This window comes from Streptococcus suis (assembly GCF_002960425.1).
GTDB classification, from domain to species: Bacteria; Bacillota; Bacilli; order Lactobacillales; family Streptococcaceae; genus Streptococcus; species Streptococcus suis_S.
On the sequence record NZ_POIZ01000052.1, the window covers coordinates 134,385 to 152,116 of the forward strand.

At 41.2% G+C, this 17,732-nt stretch carries 10 protein-coding genes; all 10 read left to right on the forward strand.

The genetic code is table 11. The annotated features are described in order from the left end of the window. Positions 1–135: 135 nt before the first annotated feature. Entirely contained in the window at positions 136–585 is a 450-nt protein-coding gene (locus tag C1G57_RS07670; protein WP_105114413.1) for a pyridoxamine 5'-phosphate oxidase family protein, read from the forward strand. A 97-nt stretch (positions 586–682) separates the two neighbouring features. Then, positions 683–1,690, forward strand: a complete 1,008-nt coding sequence (locus C1G57_RS07675) for a sugar transferase (protein WP_193434483.1) — start codon at positions 683–685, stop codon at positions 1,688–1,690. A 461-nt stretch (positions 1,691–2,151) separates the two neighbouring features. Next, positions 2,152–7,440 carry a MucBP domain-containing protein gene (locus C1G57_RS11595; RefSeq protein WP_105114414.1) on the forward strand — a complete coding sequence of 1,763 codons (5,289 nt, stop codon included), beginning with the start codon at positions 2,152–2,154 and terminating at the stop codon, positions 7,438–7,440. 167 nt (positions 7,441–7,607) lie between these two features. Beyond that, positions 7,608–8,813, forward strand: coding sequence for an accessory Sec system protein translocase subunit SecY2 (secY2, locus tag C1G57_RS07685; protein ID WP_105114415.1), 1,206 nt, complete (start codon positions 7,608–7,610; stop codon positions 8,811–8,813). Positions 8,814–8,824: 11 nt separating this feature from the next. Then, positions 8,825–10,387 carry an accessory Sec system protein Asp1 gene (gene asp1 / locus C1G57_RS07690; RefSeq protein WP_105114416.1) on the forward strand — a complete coding sequence of 521 codons (1,563 nt, stop codon included), beginning with the start codon at positions 8,825–8,827 and terminating at the stop codon, positions 10,385–10,387. Further along, entirely contained in the window at positions 10,387–11,955 is a 1,569-nt protein-coding gene (gene asp2, locus C1G57_RS07695) for an accessory Sec system protein Asp2 (protein ID WP_105114417.1), read from the forward strand. Before asp1 ends, asp2 begins: the two co-directional genes overlap by 1 nt. Positions 11,956–11,969: 14 nt before the next feature. Then, positions 11,970–12,515 (forward strand): accessory Sec system protein Asp3, encoded by a 546-nt coding sequence (gene asp3 / locus C1G57_RS07700; RefSeq protein WP_153045615.1) that lies wholly within the window; start codon positions 11,970–11,972, stop codon positions 12,513–12,515. Beyond that, entirely contained in the window at positions 12,512–14,899 is a 2,388-nt protein-coding gene (secA2, locus tag C1G57_RS07705; protein WP_105114419.1) for an accessory Sec system translocase SecA2, read from the forward strand. Before asp3 ends, secA2 begins: the two co-directional genes overlap by 4 nt. An 11-nt stretch (positions 14,900–14,910) precedes the next feature. After that, entirely contained in the window at positions 14,911–16,416 is a 1,506-nt protein-coding gene (gtfA, locus tag C1G57_RS07710; protein ID WP_105114420.1) for an accessory Sec system glycosyltransferase GtfA, read from the forward strand. Then, positions 16,413–17,729 carry an accessory Sec system glycosylation chaperone GtfB gene (gene gtfB / locus C1G57_RS07715; protein WP_105114421.1) on the forward strand — a complete coding sequence of 439 codons (1,317 nt, stop codon included), beginning with the start codon at positions 16,413–16,415 and terminating at the stop codon, positions 17,727–17,729. Before gtfA ends, gtfB begins: the two co-directional genes overlap by 4 nt. The last annotated feature ends 3 nt before the right edge of the window (positions 17,730–17,732 follow it).

The following is a 17,732-nucleotide window of genomic DNA, read 5'->3' on the forward strand; positions in this document are numbered from 1 at the left end:
AGATTGGAGGAAATTTTCTTCAATCTTTTTTTCATACTTACAGATTTCCAGTTTGATAAAATAGAAAAGCTTTTTCTTAACTTTCACTGTGGAATTTGCTATAATCAAGAGAGAAATATGCCTAGGAGGCGCATTATGGAATTTAAACAGATTATGGAAATTCTAGAGGGAATGAAGGTTGGAATCTTTGCGACAGTTGATCAGACGGGAGCTCCTCATGCCAGACCGATTCATATCACGGCTGCTACGGAAGAAGGAGTATTCTTTATGACAGGATCAGAAACTCATTTTTACCACCAATTGATGGGAGATGAGCGCCTAGCCGTCACAGCCTTATCGGAGGAAGATTATCTTATTCAAGTCATCCGAATTGAAGGTAAGGCCAGACCAGCAAGCCAAGAACTCTTGGAAAAGGTTTTTGCAGATAATCCCTATGTTCAACACGTCTATAAGGACGAAGAAAGTCGCAAAACCATGCAAATTTTTCAACTCTATGAAGGGAAAGGTTTCTATCATAGCTTGACCCAGGGTCATAAGTATGTCTTTGAAATAGCCGACCAATCAGGAGCGGTAAGAACCATCTAACCAGACTGGTAGGACATTCTGATAGTGTTGCAAAGCAAAAGCTTGGGCGGATTGGGAGACGCTAAGCCAATCTGTACGTTATAGAAAGAGGAAATGTGTGAGAGTATATATTACGAATCTAAATGGGCATGCACCATCATCGACCGCCCAAATCGGACAGAATATGGTAACCGATATTGCAATAAGCTTGGGTTATCGTGAGATGGGGATTTATTCCTATGATATGTCTGTGGACAATCCTGCCGAATTGAGCAGACGCATGGACGGAATCATAGCAGGTTTGAGTCATGGAGATGTGGTCATCTTTCAAACCCCAACCTGGAACGCCACCGAATTTGATGAACGTCTGATAGCTAAAATCAAAGCCTATCGAGTCAAGTTGGTCATCTTCATTCATGATGTGGTGCCTCTCATGTTTGAAAGTAATTATTATCTAATGAAGCGGGTCATTGACTACTATAATCAGGCAGATGTCATTGTGGCACCTAGCCAGCAAATGATTGATCTGCTGCGAAAAGAAGGCCTGACTGTAGAAAAAACGTTGGTACAAGGCATGTGGGATCATCCGACTGACTCTCCCCAACTCCCAGCAACCTTCCAGCACCTGATTCATTTTCCTGGTTCGCCAAACCGCTTTGGCTTCATCAAGGAGTGGAACTACCCTGTCAAGCTCAATGTCTATACAAATGAATTACTGGACTATCCAGAACAGGTGAACAGGCTCGACTACCGACCTGACCAACAGCTGCTCATCGAAATGTCCAGAGGTGGTTTTGGTTTGGTCTGGATGGATGATCATGACAAAGGCTATCAACAGATTTACTGTCCCTATAAGCTAGGAGCCTTCATCGCAGCGGGAATCCCGGTTATCGTACAAAAAGGCATTGCCAATCAAGACTTGATTGAGCAGCATGGACTGGGTCTAGTGGTTGAAAGTTTAGAAGAGGCAGTCGAGCAGATTCGCCAGATGGACCAAGCTACCTACCAAAAATTAGTGACGCAGGTCCGAAACTACAGTCCTTTAGTCCGTCAAGGTTACTTCACCAAGAAACTCCTGGTCAATGCCATCTTTGAAGCCCTAGGAATTAACCAGGTAGCAAACTAGCCTACCACGAAATCAAACTCCAACTATAAGGGAATGAACTTAAGAGTTGGAGTTTTTTTGTAAGCAATTTTGAAAACAAGATTATTCTTTTTAGGACGAAAATAGATAACCAGGGACAATTATGCAAATAATGCATAACCATAAGGCTTGCTCAAGAGTAAATTTGGTTTCGCTACATATCTCATAGTTCGGTTAAATTCTTCAATTTGTCGAATATAAGGAGAAGATTGTTCGTGTTTATGTCTAAAAACGCCCCTAAAATAGTCGGGGGGGGGGTAGAAATGCGAATGATTAAATTATTAACTGAATTTTATCCCAATCAATGAAAACGAGTAAAAATAAGTGAAAAAATACAAGCAAAATACTTGAAAAAATTAAGGAAAATGATAAACTGATAAACAGACTGATTCTAGATTTTTAAGTCTGGGGTCATGGAATAAAAAAAAGGAAGTATATCTATAGTGAATAAAAAAGTAAACAAGAACTTTACAGAGATTTCACGTAATAGTCGTGTCAAGATGCACAAGTCAGGTAAGCACTGGGTGCGCACGATTATGACAAGTCTAGGTTTGTTTAAAGTAGCAGGTGGTACTGCTACAGAAACCGTTAAAGTTGATGGCGCAATGGTAGCCCCAAAGTCTAACCATGTTGTTCGTGGTTTGGTTGCAGCAGGTGCCCTCTTGGGAGCGCAGGTATCAGCAGAGCAAGTACTTGCAGAAGAAACAACCGTCGTTGAAAAAACAGTTTCAGCGACAGCCTTGTCAGAAACAGTTGAGTTGAGCGGAACAAGCTCAGAAGTAGTTAGCGAATCAGAAACAGAAGCTGTAGTAGAACTTGAGTCAGACACAACGTCTCAATCTCTCTCAACATCAGAATCTGTTTCAGAATCAGTATCACTCTCTGAGTCAGCTTCAGTATCAGAATCTGTTTCAGAATCTGAATCAACATCTGTATCAGCCTTGTTGAGCGAAGCAGCGTCAGAAGCAGCTCGTGTAGCGACCTCAGAATCAGCAGCTGTAGAAGCTCCAGCAGCAGAAGCAGTCACTCCAGCAACAGTGCTTGAGCAAGTAACCTCAGAAGCAGAACTCTTGGTTGACCTCGGTCAAAAAGAATTGGCAGAGGAAGAAGATGCAGCCCTTTCTACAGCAGTAGCAGCAAGCAAGTCTGAAATTGCAGCTGCAAAAGTTGTCTTGGCAGACAAATCAGCGACGACCGAGCAAGTAGAAGCACAAATCGTAGCAGTAAAAGCAGCCAACGAAGCCTTGTCAGCAGAACTCTTAAAACGTGATGAAGACGGCAACTTGACAGCAGTATTGTCAGAGAGTGTGAGTTCAACACTGTTAATTGGAGAAGGTGAAGGTACACTTGTTGATGCTACAACTACTTATCCAAACATACAAAACGGGAATAAAGGTTCTGTAGATTCGCGTACACAAGGTACTATGCAAGCGACTTCAGAAACAGGTTACATGACCTTCAGTTATGCACCACTCTCATCATGGTATGATATTACAGTTAAAAACTCATACGGTGGAACATCAACTGGCGGTGGTTACTTCCGTATGTCTCTTCATCCTGCCACAGCAGAACAGTCAGTGCTTGTTGAGTTAGTAGATGCCAAAAATAATGTTCTTGAAAGTAAAGTTGTAGCTCTAGGTGGAACAGAAGCATTTACAGCTATTCAACCAACTTCAGGTAAAAACTTACCTATCATTGCAAGTTATGAAACCGATACTGCTTCATCAACTGCTGTTGGTAACATCCGCCTAAATATCGATGGAAATACAATCAAAGCCAGTGAGTTGATTGCCGTTCCAATAACTAATACCACTTATTATAAAACTGAAGACGGCACAACCCTTGCAACCTATACTTTTAAAACACTACCTGGTTTGGCAGTAACACCATCAGATGTCCGTGACATTCCTGGGTATGACTATGTTAGGACAGAAACAAGCACAGAAGTGACTCCAGTTGTTGCTGGACAAACATATATTGACGGAGCTCGTAATGTTGGTAAAGTGGGGCTTAAAACAGAAGTTGTTCCAGTTGGAACTGATGGAACTATCTATAAGAATGTTTATGTTGTAGATGCATCATACACTGGAGAGCGCGACTGGACAGGTCTCAATATGGATGGATTCTTTAAGTTTATCACAACTGGTGAAATTACTTATGGTGGTAAGAGTAATTCACAAACGATTAACCCAGAAATTTTAGATAAATTTAATGTTTACTATATGCCTGTTGGGTGGACGTTCAAGGATGGATTTAATCCTGATGCGATGGAACAAATTACCTCAGCATCTGATTTGGTTCTCAGAGGTAATCAAACGCTTATAGTTGATATTAATCCAACTCTTCCATGGTCAGATACTAATGGGCAATTGAAGTTCTTAGGGGTAAGACAACCTACTGGCACCGTTAATACGACTCGTCTTGATTTGACTTACTATGTAACCCCAACGGGGTCAGGTACTGTTACTCAACCGGATGATCCAGATTATGGAAAACCATTATCGTTTACAGGTATTAACCAAGGTATGTCGTTTACCAATGCAGAAGTATCGCAAACAATTACCACACACATTTATAAGGTTAATACTTCTGAATCAGAGTCATTGTCAACATCTGTGTCAGTATCAGAAATAGAGTCAGCGTCAGCATCTGAATCAGCATCTGAGTCAACATCAGCATCTGAGTCAACATCAGCGTCTGTATCAGCATCTGAGTCAACTAGCGCATCAGTATCAGCGTCTGAGTCAACTAGCGCGTCTGTATCAGCATCTGAGTCAACTAGCGCATCAGTATCAGTGTCTGAGTCAACTAGCGCATCAGTATCAGTGTCTGAGTCAACTAGCGCATCAGTATCAGCTAGTCAATCTGAATCATTGTCAGCATCAGCATCTGAGTCAGCATCAGTATCAGCTAGTCAATCTGAATCATTGTCAGCATCAGCATCTGAGTCAGCATCAGTATCAGCTAGCCAATCTGAATCACTTTCAGCCTCAGCGTCTGAGTCAGCATCAGTATCAGCTAGCCAGTCTGAATCACTTTCAGCCTCAGCGTCTGAGTCAGCATCAGTATCAGCTAGCCAGTCTGAATCACTTTCAGCCTCAGCATCTGAATCGGCATCAGTATCAGCTAGCCAATCTGAATCACTTTCAACATCAGCGTCTGAATCAGCATCAGTATCAGCTAGCCAATCTGAATCAAACTCAGTAAGTGCATCAGAATCAGCATCAGTATCAGCTAGCCAATCTGAATCACTTTCAACATCAGCGTCTGAGTCAACTTCAGCGTCAGTATCAGCATCTGAGTCAACTTCAGCATCAGTATCAGCGTCTGAGTCAACTTCAGCGTCAGTATCAGCATCTGAGTCAACTTCAGCATCAGTATCAGCATCTGAGTCAACTTCAGCATCAGAATCTACATCGACATCACTTTCTGAAAGTGTATCATTGTCAGAAGCTGCTAAGACAGGTTCAGTTATCGTTAACTATGTAGATACAGAAGGTAACGTCATTAAGGCGCCAGTTAAAGATACAACAGATGCTCCTGTAGGAACAGACTACTCAACTACAGACAACAAGCCAAATACTATCACAACAGCAGATGGAACTACTTACGAGTTGGTTGCAACAGTTGGTGATGAAACAGGTACTGTTGTTGAGGGTGAAACTTCAGTAACTTATGTCTATAAGAAAGTTGAGAAGACTGGTTCAGTTGTCGTTAACTACACAGACACAGAAGGTAATGTTATTGCAACTCCAGTAACAGATACATCAGATGCAACTGTAGGTACATCATACGACACAACTGACTACAAACCAGAAGTAATCAAGAGCAATGGCGTAACCTACTACTACAAAGAAGTTGCTTCAACATCAGCTTCAGAAACTGGTACAGTTGTAGAAGGTACTACAAATGTAACTTACGTTTACCAACCAGGTGGTTCAGTAACAGTTAACTACGTAACAACTGATGGAACAGTTATCAAGTCACCAGTTAAAGATGAAGAGAATGCAGAACCAGGCACATCTTACAGCACAGAGGACAATAAAGTAACGACTATCACAACAGAAGATGGTAAGACTTACAAACTTGTTCCAAATGCTACAACAGGTGATGAAACTGGAACAATCACTTCAGGTGAAGATAAGCAAGTAACTTATGTTTACGAAGAAGTGAAAGGCTCAGTTGTCGTTAACTACATCGACACAGAAGGTAATGTTATCAAGGCACCTGTAACAGATGTAGCAGATGCTTCAACAGGTACAGCATACGATACAACAGATAACAAGCCAACAACTATCACAACAGAAGACGGTACAACATATGAGCTTGTTCCAGTCTTGACTAAAGGTGATGAAACAGGTACTGTTGTTGAAGGTGAAACTACAGTAACGTACGTGTATAAGAAAGTTGAAACTGTGAAGACAGGTTCAGTTGTAGTTAACTATGTGGACTCTGAAGGTAATGTGATCAAAGCACCAGTAACTGATACAGCTAATGCTGCAGTTGGTACAGATTACGATACAACAGATAACAAACCAACTGAAATCGTTACTGAAGACGGTACACGCTATGTTCTTGTTCCATCTAAGACTGTTGGTTCAGAAAACGGAACAGTTGTAGAAGGTGAAACATCAATCACTTATGTTTACCAAAAAGTAGCGAACTGGATTCCACAAATCCCAGGTGTTCCATCAACAGAATACCCAGAGATTCCATATCCGTTTGATCCAAACAATCCAGATGTACCAGTAACACCAAACCCAGGTACAGTGATTCCTTACGTTCCAGGTTACACACCAGTAGATCCTAAGGATAATACACCGTTGACACCAGTAGATCCAGAAGATCCAACTAAGGGTTATGTACCACCAACACCAGAAAATCCTGGTATTGACACACCAATCCCTTATGTACCAGCTGAAACAGCTAAGACAGGTTCAGTTGTAGTTAACTATGTGGACTCTGAAGGTAATGTGATCAAAGCACCAGTAACTGATACAGCTAATGCTGCAGTTGGTACAGATTACGATACAACAGATAACAAACCAACTGAAATCGTTACTGAAGACGGTACACGCTATGTTCTTGTTCCATCTAAGACTGTTGGTTCAGAAAACGGAACAGTTGTAGAAGGTGAAACATCAATCACTTATGTTTACCAAAAAGTAGCGAACTGGATTCCACAAATCCCAGGTGTTCCATCAACAGAATACCCAGAGATTCCATATCCGTTTGATCCAAACAATCCAGATGTACCAGTAACACCAAACCCAGGTACAGTGATTCCTTACGTTCCAGGTTACACACCAGTAGATCCTAAGGATAATACACCGTTGACACCAGTAGATCCAGAAGATCCAACTAAGGGTTATGTACCACCAACACCAGAAAATCCTGGTATTGACACACCAATCCCTTATGTACCTGTAACAACCCCAACTCCGACCCCAACTCCGACCCCAACTCCGACCCCAACTCCGACCCCAACCCCAACTCCAGAGAAACCACAACCAAATACTCCAGGTTCTGAAGCGCCAAAACCAGAAGTACCTGTTGCACCAAATACTCCAGGTTCTGAAGCGCCAAAACCAGAAGCACCTGTTGCACCAAAAGCTGCAGCTAAAGCAACACTTCCAAACACTGGTGAAAACTCTTCAGCACTTACAAGCGTACTTGGTCTAGGTCTTCTATTTGGTGCCCTTGCTTCACGTCGTGAGAAGAAAAACAAATAAAGACTAAATTGAGTTGGAATAAACTTATTGACATATCGATGAGTAAAAGAGAGAAGTTCAAATGAACTTCTCTTCTTTTTGGGTTTAGGCAGCAATATTTATAATAGATAGTAAGTGCTATTTATCATGTATTATGATAAAATAGAAAGAAAAAATATCGGAGTTTCATGAAAAAAATACTATTTTCCAGTCTTACGCAACGTATTCTTTGGACTGTGCTTGTTCTCTTTATTTATATGTTAGGTAAGTACATACCATTGTCGACCTATCCTCAAAACCTGAGTCAGCATCAGTCGGCTTTGGCGCAAACCTTGAATAGTTTTGCCTTGGTTACTGGTGGGGAATTTTCTAGACTCAATTTGTTTTCACTTGGCTTGAGTCCGTGGATGACCAGTATGATTTTATGGCGTTTTGTGACAGTATTGAAGGTGAATGATGGCTTTACTCAAGTACAAAACCATGTTAGTCAGATGTTCATCATGCTCTTGGTTGGTCTGATACAGTCATTTGGCTTTTTGGCAGCCCAGTCGGAATTTACAGCGTCCCCATATCGCCAGTTAGTAACAATTCTTATCTTGTTAGCAGGTTCATTTGTCTTGATGTGGCTAGGGAACTTAAACAACCAAAAAGGGTTGGGAGGTTCATCGGCTATCATTGTGACAGGGATGATACTAAGCTTCATTACGAGTATCACTGCGCTTGATGGTTCTGCCTTGGCGTATCCACTTGTGTGGGCAGGACTTCCAATTCTTGTTCTTTTCTTGGTTTGGTTAACTGTCTATATCTACAAGGCAGAGTATCGAATTCCGATCAGAAGGATTATGATCAATAGTGATTTGCTCAAATCCTCTTATATTCCGATTCGATTGACACCTGCTGGTGGAATGCCCTTTATGTATGGGATGACCTTGATGACCTTGCCGGTCTTGTTATTACAGGGTTTGATGGGGTATTTTCCTCAGTTAGCATTTTTAAAAGGATACGAGGGGCAATTGTCAATCACTGCTCTGCCTGGTATTCTTTTGTATAATGTCATTCTCTTCCTACTATCCTATGGATTTGCTTATTTTAACATGGACCCGACGGATGTTGCAGAAAATATGCAGAAGAATGGCGATTATATTGAAGGGGTTCGTCCAGGCAAATCGACTCAGAAATTTTTAACAATAAAATTAAATAGAATGGCCTTTATCGGTGCTATTTATACCTGTTTCATGGGTGGTCTACCGCTCTACCTGACCTGGTATTTTAATGCAGATACAGGTCTGGGAATGATGGTCAATAACATTTATATTATTACAACCTTGATGTTAACCATTGTAGAGCAGGTTGACATTATCCAGTCTTGGAAGAAGTATGACCATATCATTTAAAAGGAGAAAACATGTATTATTTTGTACCGTCTTGGTATAGTAAGGAAAGAAAGTGGAGTGCGGACACGCCTGTTTGGTTTAGAACCTTTGAACAGATGAGTTTTGATGATACTGTAAACCAGGTCAAAATGTTTGAACAAGCTGATGAGGAGGCTGGGTTGATATTGTTAAGTTACCAGCCGCAACTGCATTATTTTTTCCATAAGCATGGTCTACATAGAGTTTCCTACTGGTCTTTCTTTGATGATATTCAAAATATTTCCGTTACAAATCAGGTAGCCATTCATTTCAAGGACTTGAACTGGCCTGAGGGGACTCAATTTGTTTATTCACCATTTGCAGTAGTTGCACAAACAGAAGCTGGGAAGTTGGCTGAAATCCACTTTGCAGAGAATGGCAACTTGCTCTTTATACAGTTCTACCAGCAGGACCAACAGGATAAAAAATATATCTTTGATGATCGTGGTTTCTTGTCTAGCTTGATTTATTTCCGTGACAATAAGCCGTTTTATCAAGACTACTTAAATACAAATGGTGTTTGGCAGGTACGAGAATGGTTGGTTGAAAATGATTATTTGTTGGAAATCAATCCTGTATCGGATAAGTCTATGGCTCGTTCCTTTTATCAATCTTGGGAAGAGTTGATGCTAGAAAGGTTAGAAGTTTTCAAGAGCTTACATGTTAAAGAGTCGGATGTGCTAGTGATTACCGCAGACCAACAGCATGCTTCCATGTTCTTGAGTGTTTTTCCTCATCACCATAAGATGTTTTCATTCTTTGGTCAGCGTTTTGATATGGAAGACAAGGAATTGCTTTCGTCTATCCTACTCTTTTCTAAACATATTTTGGTTGATACCAGCACAAGAGAAGAAGAACTCTTGCACTTTATTGCCTATCAGGGTTTGACAGATGTCTCCCTGCATAGAATCACTCCCTTTGATACTCGCTTGCGGTTGGGACAGAGTCAGCTTTTGCGGGAAATTATCCTCTATTGCTTGGTTGACGGCGTTGAGGATATATCAAAGCTCTACCCGCTTCTGTTAGATATCATGGAAAAAAATCCGAATATTCAATTGCATTTTGTAACCTATCAAAAGGATTATCCTTTGCAATATTTGGAAAATCAAATTGTCAACCATATTTATGAAGCTCGGGATGTTAATCGTTTTTTCACTGCAAAATCACTGATGGGAGAAAACCAAATTGATGAGGGTGAAGATGATTTTAAATTGAAATCGATTCAGTTTGACTGTTTGACAAATGAGAATCAGATTATTCAACAATTGGATACTGCCCGTCTGGTATTAGACTTATCTCCGCAACCCGATCTTTATACACAGATTGCGGCGATTAGTGCAGGGGTACCGCAGATTAACCGTGTTCAGACAGCATATGTTGAACATAAGGAAAATGGTTGGGTACTGAAGCATACTGGAGATTTAGAAGCAGCCGTTCAGTATTTTTGTGACGGTCTGGCGAATTGGAATCGTTCCTTGGTTAAGTCTGTTGAGATGATGGCAGACTATACTGGTGGAAACTTGATAAAACAATGGAAGGAATTTTTTGAGAACTGATGGCAAAAGTTAGAATTGTACAAGTTGGAAAGCAAAATTGGGCGGATGCTGTCGAATTGCCTGCGGATGTCGAATGGTTTTTCACTGACCAGTCCTCGATCGAATTTCTTCTAGAAGATTGGCAAGTTCAAGGCTTGATCTGGGATGAGGCCAGTGAATTGCCAAAACCGAAGAAACCCTTTCAATTGGCTGCTTTGGTTGTTAGCGAATCCGTTTCTGAAGCAACTCTTGAGGTCTTTAAACAGTGGCTAGATCCCTACTCTATCTTTCTTGACCGAGATGTGGTGATTACAGACCAGCAAGAAGATGGACTTGTTCGTTCCATGTGTCCACAGATGTTGCCTCAAATGGCCCAAGCGGGCGATAAAGCCTTGTTCTTGGTTAAGAATTTGTTTAATGGACAATATGGTGAGAAGTTGAAAGTGGCAGATATTGATATCCATCCTCAATTTACAGGAAGAATGGAATATGACGGGAATGTCGGTGTCGAGTTTGAAGGGGACTTTGGTCAAGATTTTACCCAACTCTTCACTTTTCGTTATAATATCATGGCGGTCGAGAAACTGATTGAGATTTGGCCTGAGTATGAAAAACAAGCGAATATCTCTCTTCGTTTAGAGATTTCGACTATTCGAAAAGGAAGTATTTCTGATGTGATGGATCGTCGATATCTTGAGGAGCAGGAATTTGCCGAGCCTGTTCAATTGCCGGACTTAGACGATGCAGGTTACTATACAATTTCATTCTATGTTAAGGGAAAAGGCAAGGTAAAATTCGGTCCTTGTCACTGGCGTTTCTCACGGAGTGGACTTGGACGCTTCATTTTAGGTGGACAAAGGATGGTAGATAGTAGAAGGCAGGAAATTTTTTCCTATTTCTATCCAGGTGACTTGAAGCCGCCACTGAATGTTTATTTCTCTGGTTATCGTTCTGCGGAAGGTTTTGAGGGCTTCTACATGATGAAAAATCTAGGTTGTCCTTTCCTGCTTTTGGCAGACCCAAGGCTTGAGGGGGGTTGCTTCTATTCTGGAACCAAAGAGTTAGAGGAGCAGATTGTAGAAAAAATTAGAACAACTTTGGATTACCTTGGTTTTTCTAAGCAAGATTTGATCTTATCAGGCTTGTCCATGGGGGCTTATGGTGGACTTTATTATTCGGCTGTCTTGGAACCCCATGCGGTTATTGTTGGGAAGCCGTTTACAGATTTAGGAGATGTTGTAACGAATTTAAAGTTACGACGTCCAGATGAATTTGAGACAAGTATAGACATGCTACGAAATGTTGTTGGTCATTTTGCCAAGGAACCGATTAAGGAATTTAACCTTCGATTCTGGGAGAAGATAGCTCTGGCAAATTTGAAGGATACTCGATACGCGATTGCATATATGGAACATGATGATTATGACCCGTTAGCTACAACTCGCTTGATTGACTTTTTTGCGGAAGATGAGGTCCATATTTTTACCAAGGGCTATGAGGGACGACACAATGACAATAGTTTCTCTATTAATAAGTGGTTTTTGACCCAATATAATCGGATATTATTCCATGATTTTGGAAGGAGTTAAGTTTGGAGAATAAGTTGATAGATAGAATCTACTGGGGAGATATGGCCAGTCATTCAAATTATCTTTATGGTTCAACAATCAAGTATTCAGGTTCTAGTGTTCGCTTTGAAAATCCCTACTTTGCTGCTGGAAAAGCGATAAAAACCTGGCGGTCTAAAACTCATTATCAGGCTCACCGTGTTTCACCTAGTTTGCCAATCTTGGTTCCTGGTGCAAGCTACCGTGTGGAGAAGGATTTTAGTTCGGTTCCGGAGAATACTTGTTATTTACAAATACAATACTTCAATCGGCAAGAGGAAGTGATTGGAACGGATATTTTGAGGAATGATGATCATTCCTTTACCTATCCGAAAGATGCCTACACCTATATGATAAAGTTAGTGGGGGCGGGTTGTCATCAGCTGACCTTCCATTCTCTTGCACTTTATGGGGTAGAAAACAGTACTACCATTCATTTATCGGTGAAAAGCAAGCACCTCTATAAGACGAGCACTCTTCCCCCTGAACTTGATTTAGTAAGAAATATAATCCAAATTGTAGATGATGAAGGAGTTCAATGAAAACAATATCCACTTCAACAATTCTGAATGCGGTGAGGTTGGCAGCTATTAAGCGACAGATGAAGAAAATCAATCAGTTGCGACCTCGCTATGCAGAGATGACGGATATAGAATTGCAAGAACAAACAACTATTTTTAAACAACGTCTGTCAGACGGAGAGACCTTGAACGACTTAATGGTGGAAGCCTTTGCTGTATGTAGGGAGGCTTGTTTCCGTATTTTAGGGAAGTTTCCTTATGATGTTCAGGTTATGGGGGCCATTGCTCTTCATCAAGGCAGCATCGCTGAGATGAAGACTGGTGAGGGGAAGACTCTTACAGCGACTATGCCTTTGTACTTGAATGGATTGTCAGGAAAAGGAGCCATCCTTGTGACGACAAATGATTACTTAGCCAAGCGTGATGCAGAGGAGATGGGAGAGGTTTATCAATTCCTGGGGCTCTCTGTCGGTATTGGTGTTTTTGAGGAAGGCTACGATCCGAGCATCGAGGAAAAACGTGCAGTTTATGCAGCGGATATTACCTACACAACGGGTTCTGGTTTAGGATTTGATTATTTAGCAGATAATTTGGCTGCTTCCGTTCACCATAAGTTTATGCGTGATTTCAATTTTGTTATTGTGGATGAGGCAGATGCGGTCTTGTTGGACATTGCTCAAACACCATTGATTATTTCAGGTACACCACGTGTCCAGTCCAATTTATTTGATGCCTGCAATCAATTTGTGCTAGGTCTGAAAGAAACGGAAGAGTTCTATTTTGACTTTGATAAGCGAGAAGTCTATTTGACGGAACAGGGGATGACTGAAGCTGAGCGCTATTTTGGTGTTGAGGACCTGTATGGTCAACAATCCTGGGAGTTGAATCGCCAGATTAACCTGGCGCTACGGGCTCACTATATCTATCGCAAGGATTATGATTATATCGTTCATGATGATGAAGTCAAGCTCTTAGACAACCGTTCGGGTCGCATTTTGGAAGGGACACGTCTGCAGTCGGGTATCCATCAAGCTATTGAAGCGAAAGAAGGTGTGACCAAGACCACTGAAAATCGTGCTATGGGTTCCGTCACCTACCAAAGCTTGTTTAATATGTTTCCGACCTTATCAGGTATGACTGGTACAGGTCGTGATGCGGAAGATGAACTCATCCGTACTTACAAGGTTCCGGTTATTTCAATCCCTACCAATCTGCCTATTCAGCGGATTGACCATCCAGATAAGGTTTATGCTACCTTACCTGAAAAGATTGTGGCTACAATGACCTTGGTCAAGGAATTGCATGAACAAGGGCGACCTATTTTGTTGATTTCAGGGTCAGTTGATGTGACGAAAATTTATTCACAATTGCTCTTGCAAGAAGGGATTGCCCACAACACTTTGACTGCTAATAATGTGGCGAAAGAAGCCTTGATTATCAAGGAAGCTGGTCGTTATGGTGCGGTGACTTGTGCAACTGTTTTGGCTGGTCGTGGTACGGATATTAAGTTAGGTGAGGGTGTAGCAGAATTAGGCGGTCTAGCTGTTATTGGTACAGAACGGATGGCCAATAGCCGAATGGATGGTCAGCTAAGAGGTCGTGCAGGTCGACAAGGTGAGCCAGGGATGTCTCAATTTTTTGTTTCCCTAGAAGATGAATTGTTGGTCAATTTTGGTCCAGAGTGGGCTAAACGCTATTTACGTAAGCACAATGATCCTGAGAGAAGAGGCTATGGTAAGCCTTTGCGAAGCGGACGTTTTCGTAATATGATTAAAACAGCCCAGACTCGTTCAGAGGATGTGGCTATTCAATCGCGTCATTCGACAGTTCAGTTTGACGAGAGTATGCGTGTTCAGCGGAATATGATTTATGATTTGCGTAATCGCCTGATGCAGGAAGGTGGCGGTTATGAAGAGAAGATTCGTAAGATTTTTGAAAAGGTTGTGAAACGGTTTATCGCAGAGACGCCAGATTGTACAACCCATCAAGTTCGACGGTTTATTTTAGATAACATTACCTATTCTTTCAAATCCTTTCCTTCTAATTTCAATGTTCATGACCATAAGCAAGTGAGTCGTTTCTTACTCAATCTCGTTGACAAAGAACTACAGGTCAAGAAGGACATTTTTGATAATGAGGAAGAATTGTCGGAGTTTTACCGTATTTCTATTTTGAAGGCGATTGATGAATGTTGGGTTGAAGAGGTAGATAGTTTACAACAGTTGAAAGGGATTGTTCATTCTCGGGCCCTTGCTCAGCGCAATAACATGTATGAGTATTATAAGGAAGCCTTGGATGCCTATGGCAATATGACCAAGGAGGTCCAGGAGCAGATCGTAAGAAATATTCTTTTGAGTAGTATTGAAACCATGCCAAATGGCAAACGATCTGTTTATTATGTGTAAAAGGATGTAATATGACGATTTATAATATAAATAAGGGTATCGGCTGGGCAAGTAGTGGCGTTGAATACGCCCAAGCCTATCGTGCCAGTATCTTCCGTAAGTTAGGGATAGACGCTAAGTTTATTTTTACGGATATGTTTCAAAATGAAAATCTTGCCCATTTCACTGAGAATATTGGATTTGAAGATAGTGAAGTAATTTGGTTATATAGTTTTTTCACAGACTTGAAAACTGCACCGACGACATACAGTCTGGAGGAGTTTCAAAAAACCTTAGTACCAGGTGCTCAATTGGAAACAAAATCGGATACGGCCATCCGCTATGCTTATCCAAACAATGCTGGCCATGTGGTTGCTTTCTTTAAGAAAGACTCGCAGTCGGTAGTGCAACGCGTTGAGTATTTAAGCCAAGGAAAATTACTTCGTAAAGATTATTATAGCTACACGCGGATGTTTTCTGAGTACTACGCACCAAATCAATCCAGTCCAAAACTCTATCGACGGGTATTTTATAACGAAGATGGCAGTTTTGCCTACGAGGAAAATTGTTCAGATGATAAGAGCCTCTTTCGTTTTCCTGATGCACTCTTGTACTCGAAGGAAGAACTCATTGAACGGATGCTTAAAGAGCTAAACTTGACTGGTCAAGACCTTATCCTAGTGGACCGCGCTACTGGAATTGGTCAAGCAGTTCTGAGACATCGAGGTGCAGCAAAAGTAGCTGTCGTAGTCCATGCAGAGCATTACAGTGATAGCTTGATTACTGAGGATACTATTCTTTGGAACAATTTCTATGACTATCAATTTACGAATGGAAGAGTGGTTGATGCCTTTATTACCTCAACAGATGCTCAAACCAGGGTTTTAGAAGAACAGTTTGAAAAATACCAAGGCTATGTTCCGAAAGTTGTAACGCTACCAGTCGGTAGTTTGGACAGTCTTCAATACCCTGCTGGTCAGAGAAAGCCTTTCTCTATGCTGACGTGTTCGCGTTTGGCGCCTGAAAAGCATATTGATTGGTTAGTAAAAGGTGTGCTTCTTGCTCGTGAAAGTCTGCCTGAATTGGAGTTTGATATTTACGGGGAAGGCGGTCAACGCTCTCTTCTTCAAAAAATGATTGATGAACATAGGGCTAACGATTTTATTCGTTTAAAGGGCCATCAAGATTTGACAAACATCTACAAAGACTACCAAGTTTACCTCTCGGCTTCTACAAGTGAAGGATTTGGTCTGACTTTGATGGAGGCGATTGGCTCTGGATTGGCTATGATTGGTTTGGATGTCCCTTATGGAAACCAGACCTTTATTGAGGATGGTAAGAACGGTTACCGCTTCACTCGTTCTCAACCAGATGATGGGGACTCTTACGCGAAGGTATTTGCTGAAAAGATTCTTGCCTTTTATCAGTCGGCTGATAAGGAAGAGTTTTATCAAGCCTCTTACAAACGAGCAGAGGACTTTTTGACGGTACGACTGGAAGAAAAGTGGTTGGATTTTATCAAGGAGGTTAGTCAGTGATATATATCTTTGATAGATATGATACGAATGCAAAAGATTTGCATCATTCATTAAAAGTGTCAGGTATAGACCATCCAGCGATTGTTGTTCAGGATGATGGTTTTTTACCTGAGGGGGTCATGTCGGCCTACTCCTATTTTTGTGGCTATTACGATGGCTCCGGTAGTCCCTTGTATTTTAACCAAGTTCCTGTTCAAAACTTTTGGGAAATTACTGGAAACAGTAAGGAAGCGGAAATTTGGGATTACGATGTATTAAGAGGGAAAATCTATTATATCGAGCCTGGTTACAAACGGTTGGTGAAAGCAGTCGATTGGTATGATCGGAATGGGAAGGTTCGTTTTACTGATCATTATAACCGTTACGGTATTCTATTCTCTCGAACTGCTTTCGATGAGCAGCAGATTGCTAATACCCGCTCTTACTATAACAAAGATGGTCAAGAAGTTATTGTAGAAAATCTTTTGACAAATTCCATTCTCTTAAATTGGCAGAATGGTACACATATTTTCACAGACAAACCATCTTTTTTCAGATATTTTATTGAACGGTCAGGTTTGTCAACGGAGAAGGTTATCTACAACTCACTCTCTTATCCGTTCTTTATTACCTATTCTCTGTCAGGTCCAGGAGAAGATATTTTGTTTTGGCAGGAAAAAATTTACGATGCCATTCCAGGTAATATGCTAGTGGCCTTGGGGAAACAGTCTAGAAAACAGCGCATTATAGTGCAAGATAAGGCTACCTATTCTCAAATGTTGCCTTTATTGCCAGAGGAACATCGGTCAGTCGTTTCTTATCTGGGAATGATTTATCCAGAAAGAAGACAAAATAAGGCCGGAAAAGATATTCTGATTGTGACGAATTCGGATCAGATTCAACATTTTGATGAATTATTAGCCTTCTTACCAGATTATCATTTTCATGTTGCAGCCTTGACAGAAATGTCTTCACGCTTGATGGATTACGGAAGTCGTCAGCAAGTAACCCTTTATCCTAATGTTCGCCCAATGGTTTTGGAAGACTTGCTCCAGAAATGTGATATTTATCTAGATGTTAACCATGGTAGTGAAGTGGAAGGAATTGTTCGGAAGGCCTTTGAGCACAATCATGCAATTTTTGCCTTTGAGAATACAGCGCACAATCGTCAACTGACATTACCGGAAAATATTGTCCTGTTCAGCCAATTCAAGCGTATGGTGGAAGCTATCAAAGAATTTAGCAAGTCTCCGGGAGCCTTTATTGAGCGTCAGCGTAATGGATTGGGACAAGAGACTCCTGTCGCTTATAGAAAAGCATTGTTGGAGGAATAACAG

Coding starts and splice junctions, on each gene's coding strand:
- secA2 (WP_105114419.1), top strand. CDS start 12,512: ATGAAAACAATATCCACTTCAACAATTCTGAATGCGGTGAGGTTGGCA.
- asp1 (WP_105114416.1), top strand. CDS start 8,825: ATGTATTATTTTGTACCGTCTTGGTATAGTAAGGAAAGAAAGTGGAGT.
- secY2 (WP_105114415.1), top strand. CDS start 7,608: ATGAAAAAAATACTATTTTCCAGTCTTACGCAACGTATTCTTTGGACT.
- gtfA (WP_105114420.1), top strand. CDS start 14,911: ATGACGATTTATAATATAAATAAGGGTATCGGCTGGGCAAGTAGTGGC.
- asp2 (WP_105114417.1), top strand. CDS start 10,387: ATGGCAAAAGTTAGAATTGTACAAGTTGGAAAGCAAAATTGGGCGGAT.
- C1G57_RS07670 (WP_105114413.1), top strand. CDS start 136: ATGGAATTTAAACAGATTATGGAAATTCTAGAGGGAATGAAGGTTGGA.